Origin of the sequence: Salipaludibacillus sp. CUR1 (assembly GCF_021028955.1) — a bacterium.
GTDB lineage: Bacteria > Bacillota > Bacilli > Bacillales > Salisediminibacteriaceae > Salipaludibacillus.
This window is the reverse complement of the sequence record NZ_JAIWPE010000023.1, coordinates 28,225-52,751: the sequence shown is the minus strand read 5'-3', so window position 1 is coordinate 52,751 and position 24,527 is coordinate 28,225. Positions and strand designations below refer to the sequence as shown.

The 24,527-nt window shown below is 42.8% G+C and carries 27 protein-coding genes; 16 read left to right on the top strand and 11 right to left on the bottom strand.

The annotated features are described in order from the left end of the window. Positions 1-76: 76 nt before the first annotated feature. On the bottom strand, positions 77-1,204 hold the full coding sequence (locus K8O68_RS05565; protein ID WP_230895938.1) for a YheC/YheD family protein: 1,128 nt from the start codon (positions 1,202-1,204) through the stop codon (positions 77-79). Positions 1,205-1,218: 14 nt separating this feature from the next. Continuing rightward, positions 1,219-2,310, bottom strand: coding sequence for a YheC/YheD family protein (locus K8O68_RS05560; protein ID WP_230895937.1), 1,092 nt, complete (start codon positions 2,308-2,310; stop codon positions 1,219-1,221). A 459-nt stretch (positions 2,311-2,769) separates the two neighbouring features. Here K8O68_RS05560 and K8O68_RS05555 point away from each other — a divergent pair, with 459 nt between their 5' ends. Further along, positions 2,770-2,970 carry a hypothetical protein gene (locus tag K8O68_RS05555; RefSeq protein WP_230895936.1) on the top strand — a complete coding sequence of 67 codons (201 nt, stop codon included), beginning with the start codon at positions 2,770-2,772 and terminating at the stop codon, positions 2,968-2,970. Positions 2,971-3,254: 284 nt separating this feature from the next. Here K8O68_RS05555 and K8O68_RS05550 read toward each other — a convergent pair whose 3' ends face one another. Together K8O68_RS05550 and K8O68_RS05545 are read right to left on the bottom strand one after the other, a co-directional pair. Next, complete coding sequence (locus K8O68_RS05550) at positions 3,255-4,028, bottom strand: tryptophan-rich sensory protein (protein ID WP_230895935.1); 774 nt, start codon at positions 4,026-4,028, stop codon at positions 3,255-3,257. Positions 4,029-4,453: 425 nt separating this feature from the next. After that, entirely contained in the window at positions 4,454-4,612 is a 159-nt protein-coding gene (locus K8O68_RS05545; RefSeq protein WP_177174317.1) for a hypothetical protein, read from the bottom strand. A gap of 274 nt (positions 4,613-4,886) precedes the next feature. On the opposite strand from K8O68_RS05545, the gene K8O68_RS05540 reads away from it, so the two are divergent. The 4 genes from K8O68_RS05540 (at position 4,887) to K8O68_RS05525 (ending at position 10,181) form a co-directional block, all read left to right on the top strand. After that, positions 4,887-6,218 carry a YheC/YheD family protein gene (locus K8O68_RS05540; protein ID WP_230895934.1) on the top strand — a complete coding sequence of 444 codons (1,332 nt, stop codon included), beginning with the start codon at positions 4,887-4,889 and terminating at the stop codon, positions 6,216-6,218. A 201-nt stretch (positions 6,219-6,419) separates the two neighbouring features. Next, the gene (locus K8O68_RS05535; RefSeq protein ID WP_230895933.1) at positions 6,420-8,249 is read left to right on the top strand and encodes a YheC/YheD family endospore coat-associated protein; all 1,830 of its coding nucleotides are present in this window, start codon (positions 6,420-6,422) and stop codon (positions 8,247-8,249) included. A 6-nt stretch (positions 8,250-8,255) separates the two neighbouring features. Further along, a complete protein-coding gene (locus K8O68_RS05530) occupies positions 8,256-8,999 on the top strand; it encodes a YheC/YheD family protein (RefSeq protein ID WP_230895932.1) in 744 nt (247 codons plus the stop codon). Between the two features lie 90 nt (positions 9,000-9,089). Then, entirely contained in the window at positions 9,090-10,181 is a 1,092-nt protein-coding gene (locus K8O68_RS05525) for a YheC/YheD family protein (protein ID WP_230895931.1), read from the top strand. Between the two features lie 19 nt (positions 10,182-10,200). Here the strand turns inward: K8O68_RS05525 and K8O68_RS05520 are convergent, their stop codons facing one another. Then, positions 10,201-11,334, bottom strand: a complete 1,134-nt coding sequence (locus K8O68_RS05520; RefSeq protein ID WP_230895930.1) for a YheC/YheD family endospore coat-associated protein — start codon at positions 11,332-11,334, stop codon at positions 10,201-10,203. 175 nt (positions 11,335-11,509) lie between these two features. Between K8O68_RS05520 and K8O68_RS05515 the strand changes: the two genes are divergently transcribed. Next, positions 11,510-11,812: an alpha-helical endospore appendage domain-containing protein gene (locus K8O68_RS05515; protein ID WP_230895929.1), complete on the top strand. Its 303-nt coding sequence runs from the start codon at positions 11,510-11,512 to the stop codon at positions 11,810-11,812. Between the two features lie 146 nt (positions 11,813-11,958). On the opposite strand, the gene K8O68_RS05510 is transcribed toward K8O68_RS05515, so the two are convergent. Together K8O68_RS05510 and K8O68_RS05505 are read right to left on the bottom strand one after the other, a co-directional pair. Further along, entirely contained in the window at positions 11,959-12,498 is a 540-nt protein-coding gene (locus K8O68_RS05510) for a hypothetical protein (protein ID WP_230895928.1), read from the bottom strand. A gap of 4 nt (positions 12,499-12,502) precedes the next feature. After that, a complete protein-coding gene (locus K8O68_RS05505) occupies positions 12,503-12,892 on the bottom strand; it encodes an alpha-helical endospore appendage domain-containing protein (RefSeq protein ID WP_230895927.1) in 390 nt (129 codons plus the stop codon). Positions 12,893-13,152: 260 nt separating this feature from the next. Between K8O68_RS05505 and hpt the strand changes: the two genes are divergently transcribed. Beyond that, positions 13,153-13,656 carry a hypoxanthine phosphoribosyltransferase gene (gene hpt, locus K8O68_RS05500; protein ID WP_235788424.1) on the top strand — a complete coding sequence of 168 codons (504 nt, stop codon included), beginning with the start codon at positions 13,153-13,155 and terminating at the stop codon, positions 13,654-13,656. A gap of 79 nt (positions 13,657-13,735) precedes the next feature. On the opposite strand, the gene K8O68_RS05495 is transcribed toward hpt, so the two are convergent. Continuing rightward, the gene (locus K8O68_RS05495) at positions 13,736-14,230 is read right to left on the bottom strand and encodes a L,D-transpeptidase family protein (protein ID WP_230895925.1); all 495 of its coding nucleotides are present in this window, start codon (positions 14,228-14,230) and stop codon (positions 13,736-13,738) included. A gap of 207 nt (positions 14,231-14,437) precedes the next feature. Here K8O68_RS05495 and K8O68_RS05490 point away from each other — a divergent pair, with 207 nt between their 5' ends. After that, on the top strand, positions 14,438-14,632 hold the full coding sequence (locus K8O68_RS05490; protein ID WP_230895924.1) for a hypothetical protein: 195 nt from the start codon (positions 14,438-14,440) through the stop codon (positions 14,630-14,632). 137 nt (positions 14,633-14,769) lie between these two features. Here K8O68_RS05490 and K8O68_RS05485 read toward each other — a convergent pair whose 3' ends face one another. Further along, positions 14,770-15,690, bottom strand: coding sequence for a cation diffusion facilitator family transporter (locus K8O68_RS05485; protein ID WP_230895923.1), 921 nt, complete (start codon positions 15,688-15,690; stop codon positions 14,770-14,772). A 143-nt stretch (positions 15,691-15,833) separates the two neighbouring features. Beyond that, positions 15,834-16,544: a VCBS repeat-containing protein gene (locus tag K8O68_RS05480; RefSeq protein ID WP_230895922.1), complete on the bottom strand. Its 711-nt coding sequence runs from the start codon at positions 16,542-16,544 to the stop codon at positions 15,834-15,836. Between the two features lie 221 nt (positions 16,545-16,765). On the opposite strand from K8O68_RS05480, the gene K8O68_RS05475 reads away from it, so the two are divergent. The 8 genes from K8O68_RS05475 to K8O68_RS05440 all read left to right on the top strand — a co-directional run bounded on the left by K8O68_RS05475 (position 16,766) and on the right by K8O68_RS05440 (position 23,424). Then, positions 16,766-17,350, top strand: coding sequence for a TetR/AcrR family transcriptional regulator (locus K8O68_RS05475; RefSeq protein WP_230895921.1), 585 nt, complete (start codon positions 16,766-16,768; stop codon positions 17,348-17,350). A 21-nt stretch (positions 17,351-17,371) separates the two neighbouring features. Beyond that, entirely contained in the window at positions 17,372-18,346 is a 975-nt protein-coding gene (locus tag K8O68_RS05470) for an SDR family oxidoreductase (protein ID WP_230895920.1), read from the top strand. Between the two features lie 177 nt (positions 18,347-18,523). After that, positions 18,524-19,339 (top strand): MerR family transcriptional regulator, encoded by an 816-nt coding sequence (locus tag K8O68_RS05465; RefSeq protein ID WP_230895919.1) that lies wholly within the window; start codon positions 18,524-18,526, stop codon positions 19,337-19,339. Positions 19,340-19,482: 143 nt separating this feature from the next. Next, positions 19,483-19,947, top strand: coding sequence for a nucleoside deaminase (locus tag K8O68_RS05460; RefSeq protein ID WP_230895918.1), 465 nt, complete (start codon positions 19,483-19,485; stop codon positions 19,945-19,947). A 218-nt stretch (positions 19,948-20,165) separates the two neighbouring features. After that, on the top strand, positions 20,166-20,477 hold the full coding sequence (locus K8O68_RS05455; RefSeq protein WP_230895917.1) for a hypothetical protein: 312 nt from the start codon (positions 20,166-20,168) through the stop codon (positions 20,475-20,477). 57 nt (positions 20,478-20,534) lie between these two features. Continuing rightward, entirely contained in the window at positions 20,535-21,296 is a 762-nt protein-coding gene (locus K8O68_RS05450) for a hypothetical protein (RefSeq protein ID WP_230895916.1), read from the top strand. Between the two features lie 84 nt (positions 21,297-21,380). After that, positions 21,381-21,941 carry a maltose acetyltransferase domain-containing protein gene (locus tag K8O68_RS05445; RefSeq protein WP_230895915.1) on the top strand — a complete coding sequence of 187 codons (561 nt, stop codon included), beginning with the start codon at positions 21,381-21,383 and terminating at the stop codon, positions 21,939-21,941. A gap of 343 nt (positions 21,942-22,284) precedes the next feature. Next, the gene (locus tag K8O68_RS05440) at positions 22,285-23,424 is read left to right on the top strand and encodes a baeRF3 domain-containing protein (protein WP_230895914.1); all 1,140 of its coding nucleotides are present in this window, start codon (positions 22,285-22,287) and stop codon (positions 23,422-23,424) included. 143 nt (positions 23,425-23,567) lie between these two features. Here the strand turns inward: K8O68_RS05440 and K8O68_RS05435 are convergent, their stop codons facing one another. Continuing rightward, positions 23,568-24,431: a DUF421 domain-containing protein gene (locus tag K8O68_RS05435; RefSeq protein WP_230895913.1), complete on the bottom strand. Its 864-nt coding sequence runs from the start codon at positions 24,429-24,431 to the stop codon at positions 23,568-23,570. Between the last annotated feature and the right edge of the window lie 96 nt (positions 24,432-24,527).

The following is a 24,527-nucleotide window of genomic DNA, read 5'->3' as shown; positions in this document are numbered from 1 at the left end:
GTTGAGTTTAAGGTTACAATAAAACAGACATCCTTTTCGCTAAGGATGTCTGTTTTGCTCGTTTATTGGCTTCTTTTTACTTAATCCTGTTTAAAAAATCTTTTCGTCTGACACTGTTCCTGCCAGGCAGTACGGAGGCTGCTAAGTCGATCGGTGTTTTATAAACCGAGTACCAGTCATTGTTTAGCAGTTTGCCGTTTTTAATTGAAAAAAACGGGTAGTCATTCGTATGGTTGGCCTCAAATAAGAAAGGTTCACCATCTTTAGAGATACCGATATCAAATCCAAAATCATGCATGCCAGGCTTATAATGCCCCAAATGTTTTGCCAGTTTCAGTGCTAAGTTATGAACTTTCTGTTTTACTTTTTCAGTTTGTAAGGTTGGATGAGCCTGAAGAATCTGATCAAGGGTATAAGAGGTGCCCCCCTGGCTCATGTTTGTGAGTAATTGTCCTTTTTGAGCTACTTTCCCAAAGATGGAGGTCACTTGCCATTGATTATTTGTTTTTCTCTGGACTGCAACTCTTAAGTCGAAGCGTGAGCCTTTATATGTCGCCAAATCAATTGTTTGCTGAACAAGGTATTTGCGTTTTTTAATCCTTTTAACGAGAATTCCCGGCAGCTGATTAGTAAAATACCGTTTTCTCCACCGGCCATGTTTATTTTTAGTAAATAAGACCCACTTTCCTTTTCCAGCTTTATTGATTTTCATAATGCCGCGGCCGGCTTCCCCTCTGTTCGGTTTTATAATGACGCTTGGGTAATCCGTAATCATTGATTTAACGGTACTTACAGATGCAATTTTAGTAAATGGCTGATTTTTCGAAAGAGTGGGGTGCTGATTGACGATTTTCCATACGTTCCATTTATAATTATTATTATAATGATTGAAGACAATCGTTCCGTTTCTTTTTAAATACCTAAAGAGAGGAAGATGCTTTCTCGAATGGCCGACACGTTTATAAATGACTTTCGGAATCGGAACTGCCGTTAACTTGAACCTCCCGCGCTTTTTTATAAGACATGTGACTGATTTCTTCCCGACTTTCAGGTCGTGAAGGCGGAAAAAGCATACAGAGCAGTTTTTTTCTCTCGCAGATGTCATATAAAGCTGGGCTACTTTCCGCACATTCTTGTCTCCGTTTCTCAACTTCTTATATTTAGCCGAAGCTAATATAATACCTATTCGATTTTCCTCACTCATGCTGGAACTCCTTTCTATTTAATTTTCTTAACCGCGTAGGAAAACATCTCAACGTAGGATCTCTCAATATCTGCAGCTCCGTAAGTGTGATAGAACGCGCGTTTACCGCTGCACAAGTTAGCTTCTATAATCCACAATTTCCCATTTTTGTCTAAGCCCAAGTCAACTGAGATTTCACCAAGCGGTCCGTAACCGGATTCCAGTGCCTCATAAGTGGCATAACAAACCTGGTCAATTTTTTTAATTAAAGAAGTCACGTATTGATCGGAGTAAGTGTATTTTCTTAGGAAAAAGTTTCTCAGCTTGTAGCTTTTTGAATTTTTCGAAGTGAACACACCTTTTGGGTGCTCTTTGACACAGTAGGCTGAAACTTTGGGTTTTCCGTTTAGCGTTTTATTTATTTCAATCCTGATATCAAAAGGCTTTCCGCGGTGTCTGACGATTGGAATTTCTTTTTGAATAAACAAAGGTTTTCGTTTAAAAAATTTTGTCAAAATTTTTATGAGTTGAGACTTTGAAACAATTCCCTGTCTGATTCGTTTTCGTCGGAAATAGAGGTATTCAAACGAGTTGGTTCCTTTTTTACGAACCCTCATTACGCCTCTGCTCTGGAAACTGTACTTTGCTTTGATATAAACATTGGAATGTCTATTAATAAATTGAAATAGCTGCTGTTTCTTCTTGAGAGATAACTCCTTCGTAATTGGCAAGGCGGAGGCAGTAGAGGATTTTTTTCGCAAAACCTTGTACTGGGTGTATTTATCAAAACTTTTCAGGCGGTTGAGAACAAGAGTTTTACGGGATTTAAGAGAACGATTGAAAGACGGATATTTATTTCCCGTATAAGTGCCTCCCAGTCTGAAAATGATGTCAGGGAAGGGAAACAGTTTTCTTCTCCATTTCTTTTGGCTCCTGTCATAATAGACGCCTTTGATCTTGTTTCTCTTCTTTATAAAGTCTTTAGCCGTGAAGAAATAAACGGTGGCACCAGTTTGAAGGCCTGCCCTGTATGAAAGCCTCGCCCGAAAAGGCACTTTCTGTCTGAGCAGCCTCTTCTTCATGTTTGCTCTGCATAATAGGCCTATTACTGGTGAAGAGGTAGACATTTTTTTACTCTCCTTTCTGATATAAATGCCTGTAGAGCACCTGAGAGTGCTACTATAATATATTTATTTTTCTGAAAGTGGACAGGGCTTCTATATGCAGTGCGAGTAAATTGATGAAAGTGTCGCATGGGTGATCGTCCAGGGGGAAGAATCGGATTTTGCGGGGGGTTTTTAAGGGATAGAGACGTAAGAAGTTCCATGTTGGTGAGAGGCCATATTATAGAGACGAAACTATGTAAAGCAGATCGGATGAAAAGGTAACATTAGGGGAGTATTTTGGAAACAAAAAGAGATAGGTGCTGGAAGGGGGAGAAAGAGCAGAAACGAAAGAGGATAGCAGGATAACCTTCTCAACTTAGAAATAGCTGGTAGATTAATCCTAATGATACGAGGAAAAAAGCTAACCAAAAATAGACTTTCACGGAATGTTTGTCATAAGAAGCCAGGTGAAGGGCACCAATGACAGCTGATAAAGCCCATAAGACGTACAGCCAGAAATTTCCTGAAGCTATAGCTGACAAGGCAGCGATCACTGAAATGATAAGAATAGAGAAGTTTACTTTTCCGATTGTAATCACTCCAATTCCCCGGCGTACTGGGGGATTAATAAATTCTGCTCCTAATAAACATATAATAGGCAGAAGAGAGATGCAGAATTAAGGGAATAAAAGCAATAAGGCCGAAAATAAATAAAAAAGAATGAGTGACAGCGATTCCGGCTGCTAAATTGCTAAAAGATAAGAGGATAAAAAACCAGGTTATTTTATGTTTCTTTTGAAGCGAGGCTGCTATCAAATAACTCCAAACAGCCGAAACAAGTATAAATGCGATACTCATGTCCTTTTCCCCTTTCGCCTTTACGTATAACTATTAAATGGCCCTCTTAGTTTAATAATAACCTATTATTTTCCAATTGACATTCTTTCTATTAAAAAAATGTCCGGCTAGGGAAGCCGGACGCGGTGTCTGCGGTAAAGGAAAATAAAGGCCGAAACTATAAGCACGGCAGAAAGGAGGTAGGCGGTTTGGGAAACGAGACCGGATTGCTGCACTCCAATCGCGGTTAAAGCCCAGATAATAACAAGCATAAAGGCTATGTCGGTATAACGGGAGCCAAAGTACAGGGCAAGCCCGGCTGCCAGTGCAAGAACGGCTACCGCCCAAAACTCATCACGTAATCCCCATCTATCCCAGTTAAGCACCTCCAGACCAATACTAATATTGACAATAGTAGCGACTGAGATCCAGGCAAGATAAATACTGAAAGGGAGCAGATAACAAAGCCGCTCGACTCTGTTTAACCGCTCTACACGCGTATTATAATAATGAATCCTTTGATAAATGACACTGAGGGTGATTAAGATTCCGATCATTATAAACATAGCAGAGACAATATATAAATAATGCCACAGGAAAATCCAGAAGATGTTAAAGAGACAGCTGACAAAAAACCAGGGGCCGATCATAGTAATGAGCGGAACATTCCTTTTTCGAGGAATCAGCTGAATGACTATAAAGCAGGCAAGGAGTAAATAAATGAGTCCCCAGATAGAAAAGGCGTAAGAGGCAGGTGTAACGAGTACAGGGAACATTGCGGACACCTCGCCTGTTGTCCTTCCGCCAATTGGAAGAGAGTTGGCAAGGTAATTTATTGTCACCATTGCGGCGAATCCGATCAAATTTAAAGCAGTCCATAAATAAGCCAGTCGTTTTTCCATGTGGACACCCCCTTTTCATACATATGTCCTTGGGCGCGAAGTATGTCCAGAAAGAGTAAGGCTTTATTGATTAGAAAAATATTTGCTTTTTTGACGTTGTTTATAGGGGAGTTGAAGGAGGGGGTAAGAAGATTTAGGTCTCCTCCCTAGCAGATGAACCCTTAATTAGTCGAAGGCATTTCTGGCTTATTCTCCACTGGCGATCCTTTTTGGGAGTCCGAGAAGGTGATATATCAATTATAGGAGCCTCTCTTTGGGCGTACCGCAACCTGAATAAACCATATATCGTATAAAAGGTCCGCTCGTCGCCCTTATCGCATGCTGAGCAGGCGATATGAGATTCCAGCACCAGCATTTAAGAAAAAGGGGTCGCCCCCAAAAGTTAGACTTCTGTGGCAAACCCCCGCTGCACTCATTAGATATAACTAATCCTTCAGTTGATTAAATGCATTTTGGACCGGCTGAAGCATATTCCGGTTTCGTCTGCTCATAAGGCCAACTGCTGTTGCTCCTATACCCAGACCAATGAGAGATAACATCAGGGTGTTTCCGTTATTATTGTTGTTTCGACCCATTCTGAACATACTAACATCTCCTTTAGTTTGGTTGTGCCAACGAACAAAACTGAGCGATAAGTTATTTCGTCAACAGAGTGCTTAAAGAAAGCGTTTGAAATAAGCATGGCCATTTCAAACATTCTTTATTATCTTTCATTACGTCGAAAATAACCGCACTTTTAAGTATTAAAATTTGGTTTGGAACAACGAGCGCAAACTGGGGCAGGCTAAATAAAAAGTAAAGTAAGGCAAATTTCCCGCTTGCTTCATAAGATATCAAAAACAGAAGCGGGAGGTTTTTATGCTTAAGGTAAAGTGGGTACCTCGACAAGGCGATACGGACATTTATTTGCCTGAGAGCATGAAGAGTAAGGATAAACTTACCTCTAAGAAGATATATTTTAGATTTGGCTCATGGAAAAGGAAACTGGCAGTTGAATTTCACGATGATCTTCCAAAAGACGTAATTCAATTGGCCTCTGATCTCAAGGAAGATCTATTTATTCCGGAAGATCTGACTTTCGACTTCAAAATTACAAATAATACGCTCCAATTAGGTCCTGTGATCTTATGGATTGCGTCAAATAAGGGTGATAGGCTTTCCAGAAGATTACAGCATTTACAAACACGGATTGAACAGTTTGTACCCGAAAAAGGAATGATCTGCCTCTGTGCGGAAGACGGGATTGATCCGGAAGAAAAGGAAATAAGAGGATATTATTATTCGCCAGAAGCAAAAACAGGGGAATTAAAATGGAAAGAAGCTGTTTTTTTCTCACCTGGTGCTATTTTCAAAAGAGTACGATTATCCGAAGATATAAACAACCATTTAATTGAATTGACCAATGGAAGAATGTTTAACTCTTATTTTTTTGACAAGTGGGAAATGTGGCAATGGCTTTCTCCTGACTCGATCTTACGAAAATATCTGCCTTATACTAAAAAAGCAGACGAGATAGAACATATAAAGGAGATTCTGACCAACTATCCGTGTGTGTATGTAAAACCGGTTAGAGGGTCGGAAGGCAGGTCAATCATTAAACTGGAAAGAGACAAAAGCGGTTATCTTATAACAGACGATAAACAGCAAAAAGAGTTTACAGAAGACCTGGAAGCCCACCCCTTAATTGAAAAGAGAATAAATAGTTCAAAGGAGTACCTTGTACAGCAAGGTTTGCCGGTTAATTATGACTCAAGCCACGTCGACTTTCGGATCTATATGCAAAAGGGAGCATCTAAAAGATGGAGATCTTCGGGGATAACGGCCCGTATTTCCCAAAAAGGAAGCATCATTACGAACGTCAGATGCATGGATTACTGGCTTCCGGGACCCGAAGCTTTCCGGCAGATTTATAACCTGGATAAGAAGAAAGCGGCCCTGCTGGAACGAAAGATTGTTAAAATATGCAGACGTGCCTGCCGGCGGGCAGGCAGAAAAGGAACATACGGAGATATTGCTATAGACTTTGTAGTAGATGAACACCTTCACTTCTGGATTCTTGAAATGAATATGAGGAATGTGTATCCGGTTGAAGACCCGGCTCTCGAAGCAGCCGTGAAAGGAACGCCTTTTCTGTATGCAATGAGTTTAGACGGCTTTCCTGTTAAGAGAAAAAAGGTTAAGAAAAAATAGATTGACACTGATAGTTTCTGCCTCCTGTTTTTGCAGGGGGTATTTGTCGTTGGTTTTCCTGTGATAATAAAATCCATTTTAAAAACCGTGATACATGCTCTATTTTTGGCAAAGGAGACGTAAAACCGGGTGTTAAGCCGTTACTCACCAGCCCTTTCTTAATACACTATCAGTAAAATAGACGAGAAAGGGTGAAAAATTTTGGCCTCACAGGACAAATCACACGGTTATCTGGGGGTTCTAATATCCAACAGAGCTTGGAGAGCCATTATTAAAGAAAAACCTCATTACCGGCTGCAGCAATTAGCGGAAGCCAATAAAAAGGTAAATCTCAAAATGTATCTTTTCTCCATTAAACAGGTTGACTTAAAAACTCAAACAATTATTGGATACTATTTTGATACTAAAGATGACTCATGGAAAATTGATATGTTTCCTTACCCTGACGTGCTTTACCGGCGCGGCGGTCCGCCTAAGAGATACAAACATGACTATACTACTTTCCTGAATCAATGTGAAAAAAGAGAAACGTTATATCTAAACCCTTCTACCTTAGGAAACTGGGAGATATACCATTATTTCGGTACGGTAGAAAGGCTTCAGCCTTATTTAATGGAAACTCTCCTGTACAAAGAGCCGGAAGATTTATTTCAGATGCTGGAAAAGCATAAAACGATCTACCTGAAGGGAGTCACAGGAAGAAAAGGGCAGCAGGTCGTAAGAGTGGAAACCCTTCCGGATTATCAGTATGCCTGTAAGTTCTTTGACCATATTAAAAACAATGTCAATTTAACAACCTATGAAACGATGGATGACATGCTTCCATTCATTCAGGCGTTTTATAAAGGTAAAGAGTTCATGGTACAAGAGGCGATCGACCTCCTCGAAGTGAAAGGGAGACGGCTAGATTTACGAGCAGAGCTTCAAAGAAACAAAAAAGGAGAAATCGAAATCAGCGGCATCAGCGCACGGATGAGTCAGAAAAACTCACCGATTACAATCCACTCTCAAGCCTTTCCTTTAGATGAGCTGCTGGATTTGCTGGATATCCCATTAAAGAGAAAATCAGAAATAAAAAAGGAGATTGAGCGATTTTTAATTGTTGTGTATGAAGATACAGAGAAAAAATACGGTAAATTTGCAGAAATCGGCATAGATTTTGCTTTAACAAAAAATCTCCAAATAAAATTTATCGAATGCAATTCACAAAGTGCAAAAGTCTCGTTAATTAAAGCATACGGCGAAAAGACGTTAAACCGCGCATTATCCAATATTCTCTTTTATGCGAGATATCTTCTTAATGAAAAGCTGGAGGATAAAGGCCTCGCTGAAGCTACAGAAACAACAGAGGAGAAGCCGGATATTCTGCCGGATATAAGAGATGAGGACGAGACAGCCGGGAAAGAAGAGCAGCCTGCGGAGAAAAAAGAAGAGGTAATTTTTGAAAAGGAAGAAGAAATTTCTGAAAAAGAAACAGGTTCGACAGATGAAACTTTCGCCTCCAAAGAGGATAGTGAACCTTCACTGCCTGATCCATCAATTAAACCGGCTGGACTTGAAACAGCGGCAGCTTCTATTAAAGAACCGGAAAAGGAAGAAGTTAAGGAAGCAGAGGGCTCATCTGCTTACTGGGAAGAAGGTAATGCTTTTAAAGAACCGGAAAAGGAAGACAGTGAGGAAGGGTTCATTCAACAAACTGTTCCGGTTGATGAGAAACAAGAAATAGCAGAACCGGCACTGATACAAGGCAGCCAGACTCTGGAAGCAAAGAAATCATTTAATGCCGAAGACCAAGCCAAGACTTTTGGAGAAACGGAAAAACAAAAAAAACCGGTTGCTGTAAAAGCAGCAAAACAATCATCAGAAACCAGGGAGGCAGATCAGCTCAAACAAGAGCTGCAGGAAGAACTGGCCGAAGCAGAAGAGGAACCGGGGCTAATCGAGTGGACGCAGGACACGTATTATAAATGTTGGAACTCATTTTCCAGGTGGTGCAGGCTGGTTTGGTACAACACGGAGAAGAAAGGGTGAAAAAAATTGAGATTGAAGGGAAGAGATAAGTATAAAATGCACCTGGCAATGAATAACAACCTTCTTTTGCAGCCGCATCTCCCTGATACAAAGAAATGGACTAAAAAAAACTTCTACCAAATGTTAAAAGACTATCAGGCAGTTGTTGTGAAGCCGAATAATGGCAAACAAGGGAAAAATATTTACTTTATTGAGAAAGGCCAATCAAATTATACGTTGTCTATTAATAAAGAAACGAAAGAGTTTAAGAGAAGGTACCAAGTGTACACTTATTTAACGGAAGCAATCGGAGATAAAGAATTTATTATTCAGAGGGAAATTAACCTTGCTAAAATAGACAACCGCCGTTTTGATTTTAGGATTATTGTACAGAGGTTAAGTTTAAAAAGCCCGTGGGAAGTCACTGGTATTCTCGCCAGAAAAGGAGGGAGCGGCTACAAGGTAACCAACCGCCGCCATCATGGAACAGCCCTGGCCTTAGAAGAGGCTCTGAATAAACTGGATATTCCAGAACATTTAAAGGAACGGTTAGTAAATAACCTTAAAGAGCTTTCACTCTTAGCGGCAGAAACATTAGGGCAGTCTTATCCCAAGCAGACAATTTTTGGGGTGGATATCGGGATGGATCAAAAGGGGAACTTATATATTTTTGAATTAAACCTCTGGCCGCTTTTGGGAGGATTCCGGAGTCTCGAAGACCGAACACAAATTAAGCGCATAATGGCTTATAAAAAGGCCGTTGAAAACTAAAGCAAATCCCCTGGGTGAGGGTGTAAGAGCATTTACCCTTTGGCCAAGGGCCCTGTCCACGGCACCGGCCATGCGAAAGGAGCAGGAAGAATGATAGGAATCATCTTATCGCCCACTGTCATTAAAAATTCATTGTCAGGAACAGGGAGTCCGGTTGTGCAATTTTATGAGGAACTCGCGAATAAAAACAACGTCGACCTTTGCTTCTACAGTTTTAAACGTCTGTCACTTAAAACCCGAACAGTTAACGGGCTTGTGTATGAGCATAGGAACGGTGAGCGGGCAAGAAAGACCGTTCCGGTGCCAAAAGTTAATTTATACAGGGGATATTCCTATTTAAAAAACAAAGAAAGCATTGATAAAGTAAGATATTTTATCAAGAACCACAATAAGGTGTTTTTAAATGTGCTGACGAATGAAGAACGAGGCAAATACAGTGTTCATAAATATTTGGAAACTGTAGATGACCTGGGACCGAGTTTGCCTGAGACGTCGACCTTGTCATTTTCAAAAATGAAGGATATGGCGGACCGTTACGATAAAGTTTATATTAAACCGAAACACAGCTGCAAAGGAAACAATATTTATATGCTGGAGAAATCAGGCTCTGCCTTCACGATGTCCCATATTAAAAGCGCCAATCAGACAGTCAAACAGATACCGGATACCGAGCTGCGGAATTATTACTCTTCGACCTTTAAAACCCCAGGCAGGTTTATCGTTCAGGAAGGGATTAACAGCAGAAAATATAAGAACCAAAAGTTTGATTTAAGAGTGTTCACTCAAAAAAATAAATCAGGCAAGTGGCAGGTGACGAAAATATATGTGAGAATTGCGGACGAATGCCCTTTCGTTTCCAATGCTGACCAGGGCGGCCGTCTGAAATTCAATGTAAACCCGGTTCTAGAACCGGCTATTAAGAAGCAGGTCAAAAAAGCGTGTATTAAAACGGCTAAAGCTCTTGAAGCAAAGAATCCGCATATTGTGGATCTTGGACTCGATGTCGCTATAGACAAAAATGATCAAGTTTGGCTCATTGAAGCGAACTTCAGGCCTTACAGAAGCAAGTTTGACAGTAAGCATTATAAGGTTCTCTTTGAGCACGCTGTTTGGTGCAGCAGGCAGAACAGGGATCACCAGTCGGCTGAAAAAGCGGCCGAGGTTCCAGCTTCAGAAACTTAAGGTTTCCCCCCTTCACTGATTAAGTGCAGCGGGGGATTTTATTTTTGCTGCTGTGTAAATAATTCGCATATTGCAAAGGGTTTAAAGAAGCTCTGGAAATTATGTCATCCCTGTATGCTTTATATAAGGACACTTTGGCTGATTGGGCATTCGTTTCAATATACCAAAGCTTGCCGCTCTTATCTATAGCCAGATCGATTCCCAGTTCCCCCACCGGCCCGTATTTTTTTTCCACACATTCATAAATTCTTTTTGCAAAATCGCCTGTTCTTTCTTTTAAAGCAGCAATTTCTTCAGGCGTATAACGCATGTAGGCCTGATGAAAGTCTTCAAAAGTATAACTCCTGGCGTGGGTGGTTATAGGAGAGTGCTGCCGTGACAGGCGGACTGGAACGGCCGTCACTTCCAGTTTTCCGCTTCCATCCCGCTGAACTTCTGCGCGAAAATCACTTATTGAGCCATTAACTTCGATGAGGTCAATCGCTGCTTGACTAATAATCTCCTCTGTTTTAAAAAGTCTTATTACATAGTGATAAACACTTTCCGGGGTGCCGCTTCGATTAATAACTCCTCCATTTTTGTAGTAACTGTAGAGGCACTGCCCATCCTCAAGGTCAGTTATTTTTACAACTTGTTCACCGCGGCTTCCAACAGCTGCCTTTACATAAAGAGTCCCGTATTCAGCCAGCATACCGTTAAGAACATCGGCAGAATAAAGCAGCCTTGTATCAGGTAAATGGTCTTTCAGCTCGTTACAGGCTTGCAAGTGATTATAAAGCTTCCATTTGTTTAAGGGATGCGGATAGTTTATATAGTGAATATTTTCCTCCGTTAACTGGGTCATAAAGGGTAAATATTTATCTTCATTCAGTTTGTTTTCTGTCCATAATTTATAAAGAACAGAAGGGTAAGGGAAGGGTTTTCTTTTCCAATAATAATCATCTTTATCATAGAAGATCCCATATATTGTTTTTTTGCTGATCAGGACTTCTTTGAGGGAGAAAAAATACAGGTTAGTGCCCGCAATGTCATTAGCCTCAGCTAAATCCGAGAGCCTTGGGTGCGGGAGTTGTTTTAACAGTCTGTTAGCCTGTTTTTTAGAAATAAAAACCCCAACAAGCGGCTTGCAGTCGTCTCGCTGGTAAAAAGTCACTTATTTTCCCCCTTTTTATAACGGCTTATTAGTCGCTCCTTTCAATTACCATATGCCCAGCTGTTTAGTTATGTAACGGGAAATATTAATTTTAAAGATCGGGTGTTTGCCTATGCCAAATGTTAATAGCCTACATACGCTGTAATTGACTTTAATTTTGAGGGGGACATTAAACATGGGTATGCCTGAAATTCCTGATTTAAAGCCGAAAATTGATCTTGATCGTGAGGACGTCATTAATCTGCTGCTCGTATCTATTGCTTTAGAAGAACTGTCATTAGCGCACATCATGAACGCGGAAGGTGAAAAGATTCAGAAGGTTATAGGCAACAAACACGCGACCATTGATGACTTGTTCGATATTAACAGGAGTGTGGAAAGAACTTTGAGAAATGTCATTAAGAAAGAAATGCTGCTTCAGTTCAAACTTGAAGATACAATTGATTTAATTGACGACGATGATAAGGAAGAAATGTAGCTGGGATAATTCTGTGTTCATACAATTGAAACACTAAGGGTGAAAAAATAAATTGGCAGCTGCTAAAAGCCGCCGCCGGTGCATGAAGGGGGAAAAGAGTCTTTCCTCTTCATGCCGGGCATGCGGGAAAAGTATACACTCTTTTTTCATCGTTTGCTTCCAGTCCTTTTTCCAGTCATTATTTTTATTAATGGAGGTGCAGGATCAGGGAAAGATTCAGCACTGATATCGTCTTTCATGTCTTCAAACAGGAAATCAGCCGTATGGCAATAATCGCTGAATTCCTCAAGCTGATGCCTGATGAGACGCGTTTCTTTATAGAAAATACAATTAGAGAGAATATCGGTTATTCTCTCTATATGGGTTTTCAGAGCTTTCCGGTTATGAATATATTTTTCATGATAGCTGCGGCTGTCAGCTTCGCCGGTGTTTCTGTAAAAAATGACAGCTCTTTTTTTAAAAACCATTTTTTCAATTTCAATTAACTGGCTAAAGAAAGAATTAAAACAGAAAATCAGTTTGCCTAACTGATTTTCATATTCCCCGTCCTTTTCGATCCCTGATAACTGAGAGGCCTGAATCAGTTTTTCGGAAATTCTGAAAAAATCAACAATCGATTCTTCCATATCATTGAAGGCCTGTAATAACAGGTCGTCTGTGGTAGGTTTAGGCTGTGAAACAGTCATAAGATTATTCCTTTCGGCAGTGTTTACATGTGCAGCCCGGAGGACAAGGCGGCGGCGGACACTTTTTCTTAGGTTTTTCTTTTTTATCTTTTTTTGGACAATCCTTTTCATCAGTAATCTGCAAGGTTGTTTCCAATTTCCGCAGAAGTAGGAATTCTTTCATTACAATGGAACTTAACGTACTGTTAACCGTTCTGTTAAAGTGAATCAGCTCTTTATAGTCTGCTTTATCACATTCATGAAATTTACATAAAAAAGCCTGGATTTTTTCAGCTTCTGCATTAAGCAAGTGTGATAAGGCGACTTCTTCAAGGGCGATAGATTCCAGCAAATCAATGACTGTCTCATCAAGATCCGGGCGATAAGGCTGTTTAGGAACGATTGGCATACTCATTATTAATCCACCTCCACGGTATCTTATGGGCGTTTTACCTAATTTGTGATTAGTTTTAGAGATTTTTTCAGGCAGTGGCGGTGAAGGAGTATGAAGAAAGAGGGAATAGGAGTGAGAGGGTTATGAAAATATAAGAAAAGCGAGGATGCAGGTATCATTTTAGTTCAATCTTTTATAAAATATGAAACGGAGAAAGGCTTTTTTTGAAATAACTTATTGGAAAGCAGGTGCACGCCGTGGCGTACAGAATTAAAGAAACGATGATCTCAGAATCGGAAATCAAGCAAAAAGTGAAGGAACTGGCAGAGGAAATTGAAAAAGATTTCAATAACGAACCTGTCGTACTGGTTGCTGTCCTGAAAGGTTCGTTTGTCTTTGCGGCTGATCTCATGCGTGAAATGAAAGGCAACGTCCAAGTCGATTTTATTTCGGTTTCAAGTTATGGAAACCAGACCGAAACTACAGGAAAAGTAAGGCTTCTTAAAGATCTCGACAGCAACATTACAAATGAAAACGTTGTAGTGGTAGAGGATATAGTGGACAGCGGCCTGACGCTTCATTTTCTGCGCGATCACTTACATATGCATAAGCCGAAACAGATTAAAGTCTGCACGCTGCTGGATAAACCTGAACGCAGACGTGTCGACCTGCCTATTGATTATGTGGGCTTTGTAATTCCTGACGAATTTATTGTCGGTTACGGCATTGATTTTGCGCAAAGATACAGAAACTTGCCTTATATTGCTTCTGTGGAAGAATATTAAGAGCTTGATCTTGATTGGCCAGGATAGTTTACGCTGTCCTGGCCTTTTATATAAAGAGCCGGACGGGGAGGCGCTGTGTTCAGTCTCTGATTGAAACAGGGGTTCCGATCGGGATAATGCTGGCAAGTTCCTCCACATCTCTGTTGTACATTCGAATGCACCCGCGGGAGACTGCCTGGCCGATGGAAGCCGGATCATCAGTCCCGTGAATACCGTAACCCTGCTTTGACAGGCTCATCCACATCGTTCCGAACGGGCCGCCCGGGTTGGGCGCTTTATTAATAATAATATAATCGCCGAGGGGCGTGTCATAAAGCATACGGCCGACTGCTATTGGATATTGTCTTTCCAGCACGCCGTTGCGGTAAAGTGCGAGCGAACGATTGTTAACTGAGACTTCAATCCGGTACGGAAGAGTTTCAGGGCGGGAGAAACCCGGGATTTCTATTAACTGACCGTGAAAAATAATGTTTGGATCTATGTTTGGGTTCGCCTGAATGATCGTCTGAATCGGAACACGGTAATCCCTTGAAATTTGACCGAGTGTCTCACCGGGCTTAACGGTATGAAGCACACCACCACCTCCAGTTTTTAAAAGCACCGGTACATTCTATGCGTGATGGGAAGTATACATTCTATATAGCGGAAAAGAGAGGCAGGAGGGATTGGGCGGGCAGGCTGCACGGGCTGCGGCAGCCTTTGTGAAAAAGCAGGGTGTTGTAAAAAATAACATGGTATAATGGGCAATTGGAAACGGAGGCCATGTGAGGGGGGAGAAGTAGTGAAAAAGTATTTATATATCTTTCTGTTTACCATTCTCATCTTTAATACGTTCAGATATCTTACTTATACATTTGAAGGAGCCTTTTCTGTTTATAACGTTATCATGCTCATCTTAAATATAGCTGCCCTGATTTACGCAGGCTGGGCATTCATGAGTACGCTAAAAGAACGCCGTTCAGGCAGCCGGTCATAAAAGGGGAGGCATGGTGTGGCGGTGAAATATAGGAGAGGCGGCCTCGTTATTAACTTCAGAGCCGCCTTGCGTTCTTCTATTTAAGTAAAATCACCAAAGTCTCTATTTACGGGTCCTTTGATAGCGGTGGCCTGTCGTTAAAGCGCCCATTTACGGTTGTTAGTAAAGGAAACGGTCAGCCATCTTTTTTCGAGAGGCAGATTTTTGAGGCGCTCCTCCAATTCTTCACGGATACGGTCCTGGTCATCGATCGTCTGAACACTTCCATGTGGACCGACTACAAAATCAATTTCCACCCATAACGTCTTGGCAACTTTTGTCACTCTTATAAATGATTCTTTAAGGTTCTCCCGCTCCTCGATCGCTTTCGCGGCTTTTTCCACAACCTCGCTCGTCCCGTCAGCCGGGCGCATTTCCAGCAGTTCCCGCATAGAATGACGGATTTCGATTAGCGGCCATTTAATAAAGTAAAAGGAAATAACCATCATCATCACTGGGTCTACATAAACGATGAAGGCTTCCAGGGCAGGAATGAACTGAAGAATGAAGGCAATAAGAAAGCCTATCAGGACACCGAGGCTGACCATCGTGTCCAAATACCATTCATTAGCCTCTGCCCGCAGCAAATTCGAATTGATTTTTTTCCCTCTGGCCACAAAATAGCGGTAGACTGCAAAGCAAAACAGCGAAGCAAATGCGGCATAAGCAAGACCTGCTCCCACAGGAACCGGACGTCCCCCTTGGAACAGCGCGATCACTGCGGCAATAAATGACCCGGCGATCAGCGCAATCATAGAAAAATATTTAATAATGATAATGAGCGGTTCGATCGTCTCTTTACCGAACGGAAATCGCTTAAAATCGGCTTTATTCATAAACTTAAAGGCCGACAAAGTGAGAAAAGATAAAATAACACTGATAATGGAATAAAGGCCGTCAAACAAGATGACCTGCGAGCGAAGCAGCAGCCCGAGCACAAATGAAATCACAGCAAAAGCGGCTGCGGCATACGCCGAGCCTTTCAATAAATTTTGTTCATACATTTCAGAGAGTTTCATGCCTTATAACATCCTTGTCTCAATTTAGTCTTCTACGCTCATTTATTCACTTTTTTGAGCCGGACTAAACCATACCCTCCGGGGGAGGGCACGTTAAGCCTGATGCTGGGCATGAACTGAGCCTTTTTACAGGCGCGCTTAGGTCATCCGAAGATCCCCACTGTCTGGAACAGCGGAGCAAAACGTTCCCCGTTCCAATCAAGGGCTGTCTGGACCTCCCCGATTGTGTCGGCGTTATATCTGCCGGCGATTCTTTGCGTGGCATACAAGCCGTAAACGCCGTTCCTCTGAAAGTCGACCGGATACAGCCCGCCGAGCGGATTGACCCAGCCTTGGATCGGCTCTTTTAAAGTGCCGTCCGGGTTGTAAATTTCCGAGAGATACTCTTCTCCTTTATATTTAAGGTCGATCGTGTAAGTGTTAGTATTGCTCCCGGCCACTTCCACCTGATAATTGTCTTTATAGGTAACTGTGTAAGTCACTTCCTGATTGAACACCTCATGGTCAAAAATCACAGTGGACGTATTGTTAAGAAAAGAGTAAATGTAGTAAAACGTGTATCCGCCGCTTCCTCCGCTGAAAATACTGAGCATAATCTCATTCACCCCGTTGCCGGTAAAGTCTCCGAGAAAAATTGTCGGCTGATAGCCGGCATTTTCTTTAGGAATAATCTGGTGCCATCCTCCTGTCCTGCCGTTCTGAATGTACAAAGAAATGTTCACCGTATAGGCACTTTCCATTCCGTAAGGCCGCTCACCAACCAGGTAAAGATTATCAGGCACCCCGTCGCCGGTCACGTCGCTTTGTTTATAGTCGATCAGCGCCTGTCTTGGATAAGCAGAGTAATAAGTCATCCTATCATCTCCCGTTATCTGTTTACTAATCATATGTGAGACAAGGGACAATTTTTCATAAAAAAGGGGAGAGGGGGAGCTTTCATCCTTCTCATGGCACATTTACATGGTAAAAACATGCATTGACAAAAAGAAAAGGATAATATAACATTTGATATATAACAAGCGATATTTTAAAAAGGTACGTATTGTATTTTTGCGACAAAGGAGGGAAAAGGACGTTGCCGCCGAAAAAGAAATTTTCCAGAGAACAAATCATTGATGCCGCATTTGATATTGCGCAAAAAGAAGGAACAGATAACCTCACGATCCGAAAGGTTGCAGACAGGCTCGGAAGTTCGATTGCGCCGATTTACGTGAATTTCAATGATGCAGACGAATTGAAAGAGGCCCTCATCCAAAAAGTCACGGATGTCAGCCGGCAGATGATTCTTGATCAGCAGTCAGGTGATCCGTTTCGTGACATCGGGGTGGCCAGCATCCAGTTTGCCGGACAGTACCCCGTCCTTTTCAGAGATATTCTCCTGAATCCCAGGGATGAATTAAAAAATTATGATGAAAATATGGGTGGAGAGTTGCTCGGTCAAATGAAACAATCCCCTGATCTTGAGGGCTTCACAGATGAAGAATTAAGCAGGATTTTAACAAAAATGAGAGTTTTTCAAACAGGTCTTTCAGTCATGGCGGCGAACAGGCTGCTGGGAGAAGATGTAAGTGAAGAGCGGATGGTGGACATGCTGGACAGCGCCGCAGAAGACATCATTGCCGGTGCCCGTCTAAGGAAAGAAGGAAAATTAGAACGGTAATTTAAAGGAGGATGAAGGAAGATGAAAGATCGTACAGTCGTGATTACAGGGGCAAATTCAGGAATCGGGAAAGCCGCGGCGTACAGGTTTGCTTCAGAAGGATACACGGTCGTGATGGCTTGCAGGAACCTGGACAAAAGCCGAAACGTCCAAAAAGAAATGATTGAGTCCACTGGAAATGACCGGGTCGATCTGATGGAACTGGATGTCTCTTCCTTTACCTCCATCCGGGATTTTTGCCGGAAATTTAAGGGCCGGTATGAAAAACTGGATATTTTAATTCATAATGCTGCGTATTTTAACCACGGCTCAAAACACCGTCTAAGCGCTGACGGACTTGAATTAACATTTGCGACAAACGTGTTCGGGCCTTATTTAATGACCTCATTGCTTCTCGGCTGCCTTTCGAAATCGGAAGATCCAAGAATTCTGCATGCAGGCAGCAATATTATTAAACACTTTTTTGATCCTAAGAAAAAAATACAGTTTGAGTATGTGATGGGGGACAAGAAGGACCCTAAATTCAGCGTGTATAAAATGTACTGCCAGTCTAAGATGGCATTGATGATGCTCGGGTTTAAAATGGCAGTAGAATACAAGAGCGAGGGCATTAAAGTCAACACTTTGCAGATTAACGGAGCTGTGATGTCCAAAGAAACGCTTAAAAAAGTGACTCCGGGCTACAGAATGGTTGCGCGCGTACAGAATTTATTTTTCCGTCCGGCGGAATATATGGCAAATAACTACTTTGAAATTTGCACCTCGGAAAAATATCAAGACATAACAGGACAGTTATTTAATGACAAACTGGAAATCATGCAGCCGGCTTCCGGCCAAAAGCTCGGTATTTTAAAAGATATTAAACAGACAGTTGGCACGGCCCACTATCCAGCTTATGCGGAAAACATGGAAATCAGAGAGAAACTGTGGGAGCTTTGCCAAGAAGTGACTGGAAGCGCTGAACGGAGCGGGGCAGAGCCGGCGGGGAAAGGGTAAGGCGGCTAGCTGATTAGGAAACTGATAAAGAAGATGGTACGCAGAGGGGGAGGCATTTTCTCTGCGTATTTTAGTTGAGCGGGGTTTTTTTGAGGGAAATGTAATATTCTGCTGTTGACTCTCCAGTTAGGGGAGAATTTATTGTTAATGTGAACGAGAGAAAGCGGGGGAAGGCGAATGTACAGAATCGGGCTATTTTCAAAAATATCGAAAACAACTGTTAAGACTCTCAGATACTACAATGACATCGGGCTGCTGCAGCCGGCTTATACCGACAAGGCGAACGGGTACAGGTTTTATACGACAGACCAGCTGGTTCAGCTTCATCACATCGTGGCACTCAGGCAGATGGGCTTTTCCATCGAGGACATTTTGCAGGTGAAGGACAGAGATAAACTGGATTATGTGCTCGCCAGGAAAGAAGCGGAACTAGAAGCAGAAATCATAGCCGCAGCCGATAAGCTCTCTCGTATCAAAAATTTTAAAAATCAGCAGGAGAGGGGTTTTAGCATGAGTTATCAGGCAGTTATTAAGGAGTTGCCGGAATGTATTGTGTATTCAAAGAAAATGCGCGTTCCGAATTATGACGCTTACTTTGAGCTCGTACCAAAGATTGGGGAGGAAGTCACAGCAGCCAATCCATCATTGAAGCTGGCACAACCGGAGTACTCATTCATTGTATACCTGGACGGCGAGTACAAAGAAAAGGATTTTGAGGTGGAGTTTTGCGAAGCCGTAGAAAGCATTGGAACAGAGACAGATACGATAACTTTTAAGAAGATTGACAGCGTCCAGGCGGTCACTGTCCTGCATAAAGGCCCGTACAATCAGCTGGGTGAAGCATATGCCTACGTCTTCAAATGGATCGAAGACAACGGCTATACCGCTACCGGCCATCCGCGCGAAAGCTACATCGACGGCATCTGGAACAAAGACAACGAAGAAGACTGGCTTACAGAACTTCAAGTCCCGGTAGAGAAACCCAGCAAATAAACTGAATCAGCCCCTTTCTCCACGGAGAAAGGGGCTTTTGGTAATTAATGGGGGGTCTGACCCCTATGTGAAAATGCGCTTTGTGAATTCAGGTATACAGGACATACTAATTAACGCAGTCGAAATTAAGGAGGCGTTATTTTATGAATGAATTCATGAAGCGAGCGGTCGATCTGGCAGTCCGGAATGTCAAAGAGGGAGGCGCTCCTTTCGGGGCCGTAATGACAAGAAATGGGCAAATTGTAGCGGAAAGTGTTAATGAAAATCACCATGTTTATGACGTGACGAGTCATGCAGAGATTGTTGCGATAAGGCGGCTCCAGGAAAAAGAACAGACTAATAACCTAGCGGGCACTACCCTGTATGCCAGTGCAGAACCTTGTCCCATGTGCCTGGCGGCAATGTATTTTGCAGGAATAAATAATATATTTTACTGTTCATCTATCGAAGAAGGTGTCCAGGCAGGCCTTACAAAACCACAAATTATTTATGAAGATCTTGCCAAATCAAACGAGGAGCGGCAGATCGTGATGAAACAAATGGCCTTGGAAGCAGGACAAGACAACCCGATAACCCTATGGGCAAACCAAGCTTCACAGCCCCTATAATAGCCCGGATCCCCCAGCAATTACTATGTTGGAAATTGCTGGGGGGTCTGACCCCTATGTGAAAATTAACTATGTGAAAATCCACTTTGTGAACAACCCCCTTTACGACAAACCCCTTTCCCAAAGTTTCTTCCTCCGAACACTCATTCACTGACAGAGGGTGTCACTGATCCAAGTAAACTAAAGTTAGTGAATGAAAGAAGGAGGGGGCTTCCATCATGGGTAAGTCTAAAAACACAGTTTGGAATCCTTTTAAAAGAGCTTTCTGGACTAAAGAAAATCTTTTTGCCGGGAAGGAACTGAATAACTGGAAAGACATTCACCAGCAATGGCAACATGAGCGACAAAAGCAGGAGAGTGAGAAAAATCGTCTGGAAGTGGCAGGGCGGAAAATTCAGAGGGCTGGCTGTGCCCTCACGTTCCTTTTAACCTTCCCCATTGTTGGATTCGCCCTGTTCGGGCTAATGGGATTAGTTACAGGTCTCATGGTCGGAGGCATTCTTTTTATCGCTATGCTTTCCGGGAATTGACCTGCTTCAAGAGCACCCCTTTTCTCTCTCAAAGTGACTTAAAAGGAGGAACTTAAAATGATGAGCTGCCAAAACAGTGATAATAAGAGGTGCCATCGGCCGACAGTGACCTATTTTACTGCCGCCCAGGCCACCCGCCTCCGTAACCGAATCCGCCGCAAAATAAAAGTGCCATCCAACCTGCCTGATGGCTGGAGCCGGGTCCCTTATAACCCAGAGGCCTTAATAAACAGTTTACCTGGTATATCGTTAAAGCCGGAGTACACCCTGAAAGCTTATCTGTATCGGGCTGGACTGAATGGCAATGGCCTCATTCGTGCGGAGAAAAAGGGAATGAATATCGAATTGCCGGAGTGGAACAACTATCCAGGCACATCCTATCCATATAAACAGCAGCCAGGGACAGAACGACATATTGTGGAGGCATTGATGCTTGACGGCACGGCAAAATCTTATATAACAGCTTCGCTTCTTGAACGTGAGTGCCTTGAATATGGAGCGCTGTGGCACGGGCTAAATTGGAGCACACACGAAATTATTGACAGTAGAAGCCTGAATGGGGAAACAGAAAAAAATCAAGGAGAGTGGGTGTTGGAAGCACCTTGGGCTGCAGAATTAACATGGGATAAGCAAAAGCCCGGCTCATTTACTCCTTCAGTCACTAAAGAAATAAATAAAATCACAGTTAAGTTTTATTCATACAGTGAGATGGGTGAACAAGCTATTTACAGGCATATCGATGAATATACTTATAAAAAAGGAGGCTTCAAAACGACAACCGAAGTGATAGCCAGGGGAGCGGGCGGATTCCTTTTTTAATTATGGAAATTAATGGGGGGTCTGTCCCCCCAGTTTTTGGTATAGTTAAAGGACCTTAAAATTTGCTTTGGAGGTGCGTGCAGAATGCAGACAGAAAAAGAAAAAATGCTGGCTGGAGAGATGTATAACCCGGAAGACCCGGAGCTCGTGGAGGACAGGAAGCATGCGAGGCGGCAAACGCGTATATATAACGGAACGAATGAATCAGATGAGGCCAGGCGCACAGCTCTTTTAAAAAGGCTGTTCGGCTCGGCGGCTAAAAGCATGCATATCGAGCCGCCATTCCGCTGTGATTACGGCTATAACATTCACACAGGAGAAAACTTTTACGCCAACTTCGACTGTGTCATTCTTGATGTTTGCGAAGTAAGAATGGGAAATAATTGTTTTCTCGCACCCGGCGTCCATATTTATACCGCCACGCATCCTCTTAAACCCGATGAGCGAAATTCAGGCCGTGAGTTCGGAAAGCCTGTGACGATCGGACATAACGTATGGATAGGCGGAAGAGCGATCATAAACCCCGGTGTCACTATAGGAGATAATGCGGTGATTGCTTCAGGTGCCGTTGTCACTAAACATGTCCCGCCGAACACCGTCGTCGGGGGAAACCCGGCTAAACCAATTAAAACAATTGAAGACTGATTGTGCCCCGGGACCGAACCGACCAGTGTTAAATAACTATATCCATCAGCCTCCCACAACACTCAGCCATCATCAACAAATGAGTTGCCCATCAGCCAAGGAGCATGTGCGAAAAATACATGCTCTTTAGTTATGACAAAAACAGAAATTTTTTCCGCTTGAACGCCGGCATAACAGGTTTCCGTAGTATAATGAAAGCGTATATGAGCTGTTCAGAGTGACAATAAAGAGCCGTGCGAACGCCCCTTCAATATTCACCTGTGATCCGCGTACCGGGCCGATCGCAAACCGTCACACAAGACAGCGGCAAACTATTTTTAAGACTAAAGGGTGGTGGCGTCTAATGAGGTACGAAATTGTTAACGAATTTCCGCATCACATCATTTATGAGTCAGGGGCACCATTTATTTCTCTTTACCAGCCGACACACCGGCATTCACCGGAAAACAAGCAAGATCCGATTGTATTTAAAAGACTTCTGCGGCAGCTCGAAGGGGCATTGAAAGAGGCCTATCCGGAGACCGACCGTGACACACTTCTTAAACCTCTCCAGGAGATTGAAAAAGATAAAGAGTTTTGGCGCACCACCTCAGAAGGCCTTGCCATACTGGTTTCCGCCACCCAATGCGTCGTCTACAAAATCCCGCGCCCTGTAAAAGAGCTGGCTGTGGCTGCGGAGAGGCTTCATATTAATCCCCTTATCCGGGTATATCAGTCAGCTGACCAGTATCAGGTTCTTGGCCTTAACAAAAATACTTTCTGTCTTTATGAAGGCAACAGGTACGGCTTTAAGGAAATTGTCCTGCCTGCTGATGCGCTGCGTACGAAAGAAGAAGTATTAGGCGACCACCGAACGGAAGCCTATTTGTCCAAAGCAGGGAGCACGGGCAATTCCGCAAAGTTTTTCGGGCAAGGGGCGAAAAAAGATGAAATTGATAAAGACACAGAAAAGTTTTTCAGATATGTAGATAAATACGTGTATGAGAACTATTCCAAACCTTCCGGCAAGCCGCTCATTCTCACAGCCTTGAAAGAACACCACGGTATTTTTAAAAAATTGAGCAGTAACCCTTATTTAATGGAGGAAGGCATCGGCAGTGCGTTTGATTCTCTTGAAGAAAAACAATTGAGAGAGAAAGTCTGGGCAATCATCGAACCTATTTATCTGGAAAAAACAAAAAAGCTGACAGAGACCTATGCATCAGCTAAAGCTAACGGATCAGGCTCCCCGCATCTGGAAGAAGTCGCCCAGGCAGCTGTCGAAAACCGGATCGCTGCCATGCTAATAGAAGACGGCCGGACCATTCCCGGCCGCGTCGACCAGGCCACAGGGGAAATTACAGTGACCGATACGAGGGAGGAGCAATACGGCGACATTCTCGGTGATTTGACTGAAATGGCCTTTAAGAAAAAAGCCAATGTGGTCGTCCTGCCAAAAGAAAGAATGCCGAGCAAGACAGGTGTGGCGGCGGTGTTAAGGTAGGAAATAGCGGCTTTAAAAGTACTGTTGGTTTCCTACACCAGGCCTCATATAATGCTCCTCACCAAAACAGCTCTCAGGTATAATCCCTGAGAGCTGTAGTTATTTCTGCTGCTTCCTGGGCGTCCCACACGCACAGATGCTTTTTACTCTTTTATGTAACTACTTAAGTTATCCAATAACACATCCAACTGGTCAGCCTGTTTCAGATACGTCTGTTTGGCCTGCTGGTTTTCTGTTTGAATGGAAAAGGCTCTTAAACTTTCCTGAAGCTTTTTAATATCTGCTGCGACTAAAAGTTTTTGTTTGATCTGCGGCATTTTCTGCTTATCGTTGAATAAATCGACATAAATGTTCCCGCCCGAATCGATCTGGCAAAGGAAAACATCTGAAAACCTGTCAACGCCCTGCTTTCCGAGTTCGTCTTTAAGCCACTCTTTTTCGTATCCATAGTCGCTTAAGCTTTTTTCCATCACATTGCCGTCCACGATGACGATGCGCGGCTGGTGTTCCGGCTCCGCCGTCAGTCCCATATCCTTAGATGTGACCGGCTGGGCATCGCTTTTTTTCAAGACACTTATCTGGCCGTTTTTTTCCATCACAGCTGACTCTACATCGTCCAGTTTGAATACATCTTTTTGACGGAGGTGAATCATTAATTCATCGACTGTCAGGCTTTCCTTCCTCAACCGGTCTTCATAAATGACGCCATTCTCCATTAATACCGTTGAATTTCCTTCAGTAAGCGTACGAAAACGAAAGGACTTTAACTCGAGCTGGGAAATGACCATTGGAAAGACCGCCCAAAGAACCATTCCAACAACAAAATTTGATATTCTGACTTCCGTTCCAAACGTCATTTCCGCCGCGATGCTCCCTATGGCAATTCCGACGATATATTCGTAGAAGGTCATATCAGTTATATGTTTTTTCCCCATAATCCGCGCAAGTAAAAATAATAGAAAAAAGCCTATAACCCCTCTGATTACAACCGTTCCTAATTCAGTCACTGTCTGACACCCCAATTACTTAATTGACGTACTATTTTTCCATTATCGGGCAAACTAAATGGAAACATACATAGAGGTGCAGGCTTAAGGAGGGTC

Bases quoted from the DNA above. Each gene is read 5' to 3' on its own strand.
- K8O68_RS05565 (WP_230895938.1), bottom strand. From the start codon at position 1,204: ATGAGTGAGGAAAATCGAATAGGTATTATATTAGCTTCGGCTAAATAT.
- K8O68_RS05560 (WP_230895937.1), bottom strand. From the start codon at position 2,310: ATGTCTACCTCTTCACCAGTAATAGGCCTATTATGCAGAGCAAACATG.
- K8O68_RS05555 (WP_230895936.1), top strand. From the start codon at position 2,770: ATGACAGCTGATAAAGCCCATAAGACGTACAGCCAGAAATTTCCTGAA.
- K8O68_RS05550 (WP_230895935.1), bottom strand. From the start codon at position 4,028: ATGGAAAAACGACTGGCTTATTTATGGACTGCTTTAAATTTGATCGGA.
- K8O68_RS05545 (WP_177174317.1), bottom strand. From the start codon at position 4,612: ATGTTCAGAATGGGTCGAAACAACAATAATAACGGAAACACCCTGATG.
- K8O68_RS05540 (WP_230895934.1), top strand. From the start codon at position 4,887: ATGCTTAAGGTAAAGTGGGTACCTCGACAAGGCGATACGGACATTTAT.
- K8O68_RS05525 (WP_230895931.1), top strand. From the start codon at position 9,090: ATGATAGGAATCATCTTATCGCCCACTGTCATTAAAAATTCATTGTCA.
- K8O68_RS05515 (WP_230895929.1), top strand. From the start codon at position 11,510: ATGGGTATGCCTGAAATTCCTGATTTAAAGCCGAAAATTGATCTTGAT.
- K8O68_RS05510 (WP_230895928.1), bottom strand. From the start codon at position 12,498: ATGACTGTTTCACAGCCTAAACCTACCACAGACGACCTGTTATTACAG.
- K8O68_RS05505 (WP_230895927.1), bottom strand. From the start codon at position 12,892: ATGAGTATGCCAATCGTTCCTAAACAGCCTTATCGCCCGGATCTTGAT.
- hpt (WP_235788424.1), top strand. From the start codon at position 13,153: ATGATCTCAGAATCGGAAATCAAGCAAAAAGTGAAGGAACTGGCAGAG.
- K8O68_RS05485 (WP_230895923.1), bottom strand. From the start codon at position 15,690: ATGAAACTCTCTGAAATGTATGAACAAAATTTATTGAAAGGCTCGGCG.
- K8O68_RS05480 (WP_230895922.1), bottom strand. From the start codon at position 16,544: ATGACTTATTACTCTGCTTATCCAAGACAGGCGCTGATCGACTATAAA.
- K8O68_RS05470 (WP_230895920.1), top strand. From the start codon at position 17,372: ATGAAAGATCGTACAGTCGTGATTACAGGGGCAAATTCAGGAATCGGG.
- K8O68_RS05465 (WP_230895919.1), top strand. From the start codon at position 18,524: ATGTACAGAATCGGGCTATTTTCAAAAATATCGAAAACAACTGTTAAG.
- K8O68_RS05460 (WP_230895918.1), top strand. From the start codon at position 19,483: ATGAATGAATTCATGAAGCGAGCGGTCGATCTGGCAGTCCGGAATGTC.
- K8O68_RS05455 (WP_230895917.1), top strand. From the start codon at position 20,166: ATGGGTAAGTCTAAAAACACAGTTTGGAATCCTTTTAAAAGAGCTTTC.
- K8O68_RS05450 (WP_230895916.1), top strand. From the start codon at position 20,535: ATGATGAGCTGCCAAAACAGTGATAATAAGAGGTGCCATCGGCCGACA.
- K8O68_RS05445 (WP_230895915.1), top strand. From the start codon at position 21,381: ATGCAGACAGAAAAAGAAAAAATGCTGGCTGGAGAGATGTATAACCCG.
- K8O68_RS05440 (WP_230895914.1), top strand. From the start codon at position 22,285: ATGAGGTACGAAATTGTTAACGAATTTCCGCATCACATCATTTATGAG.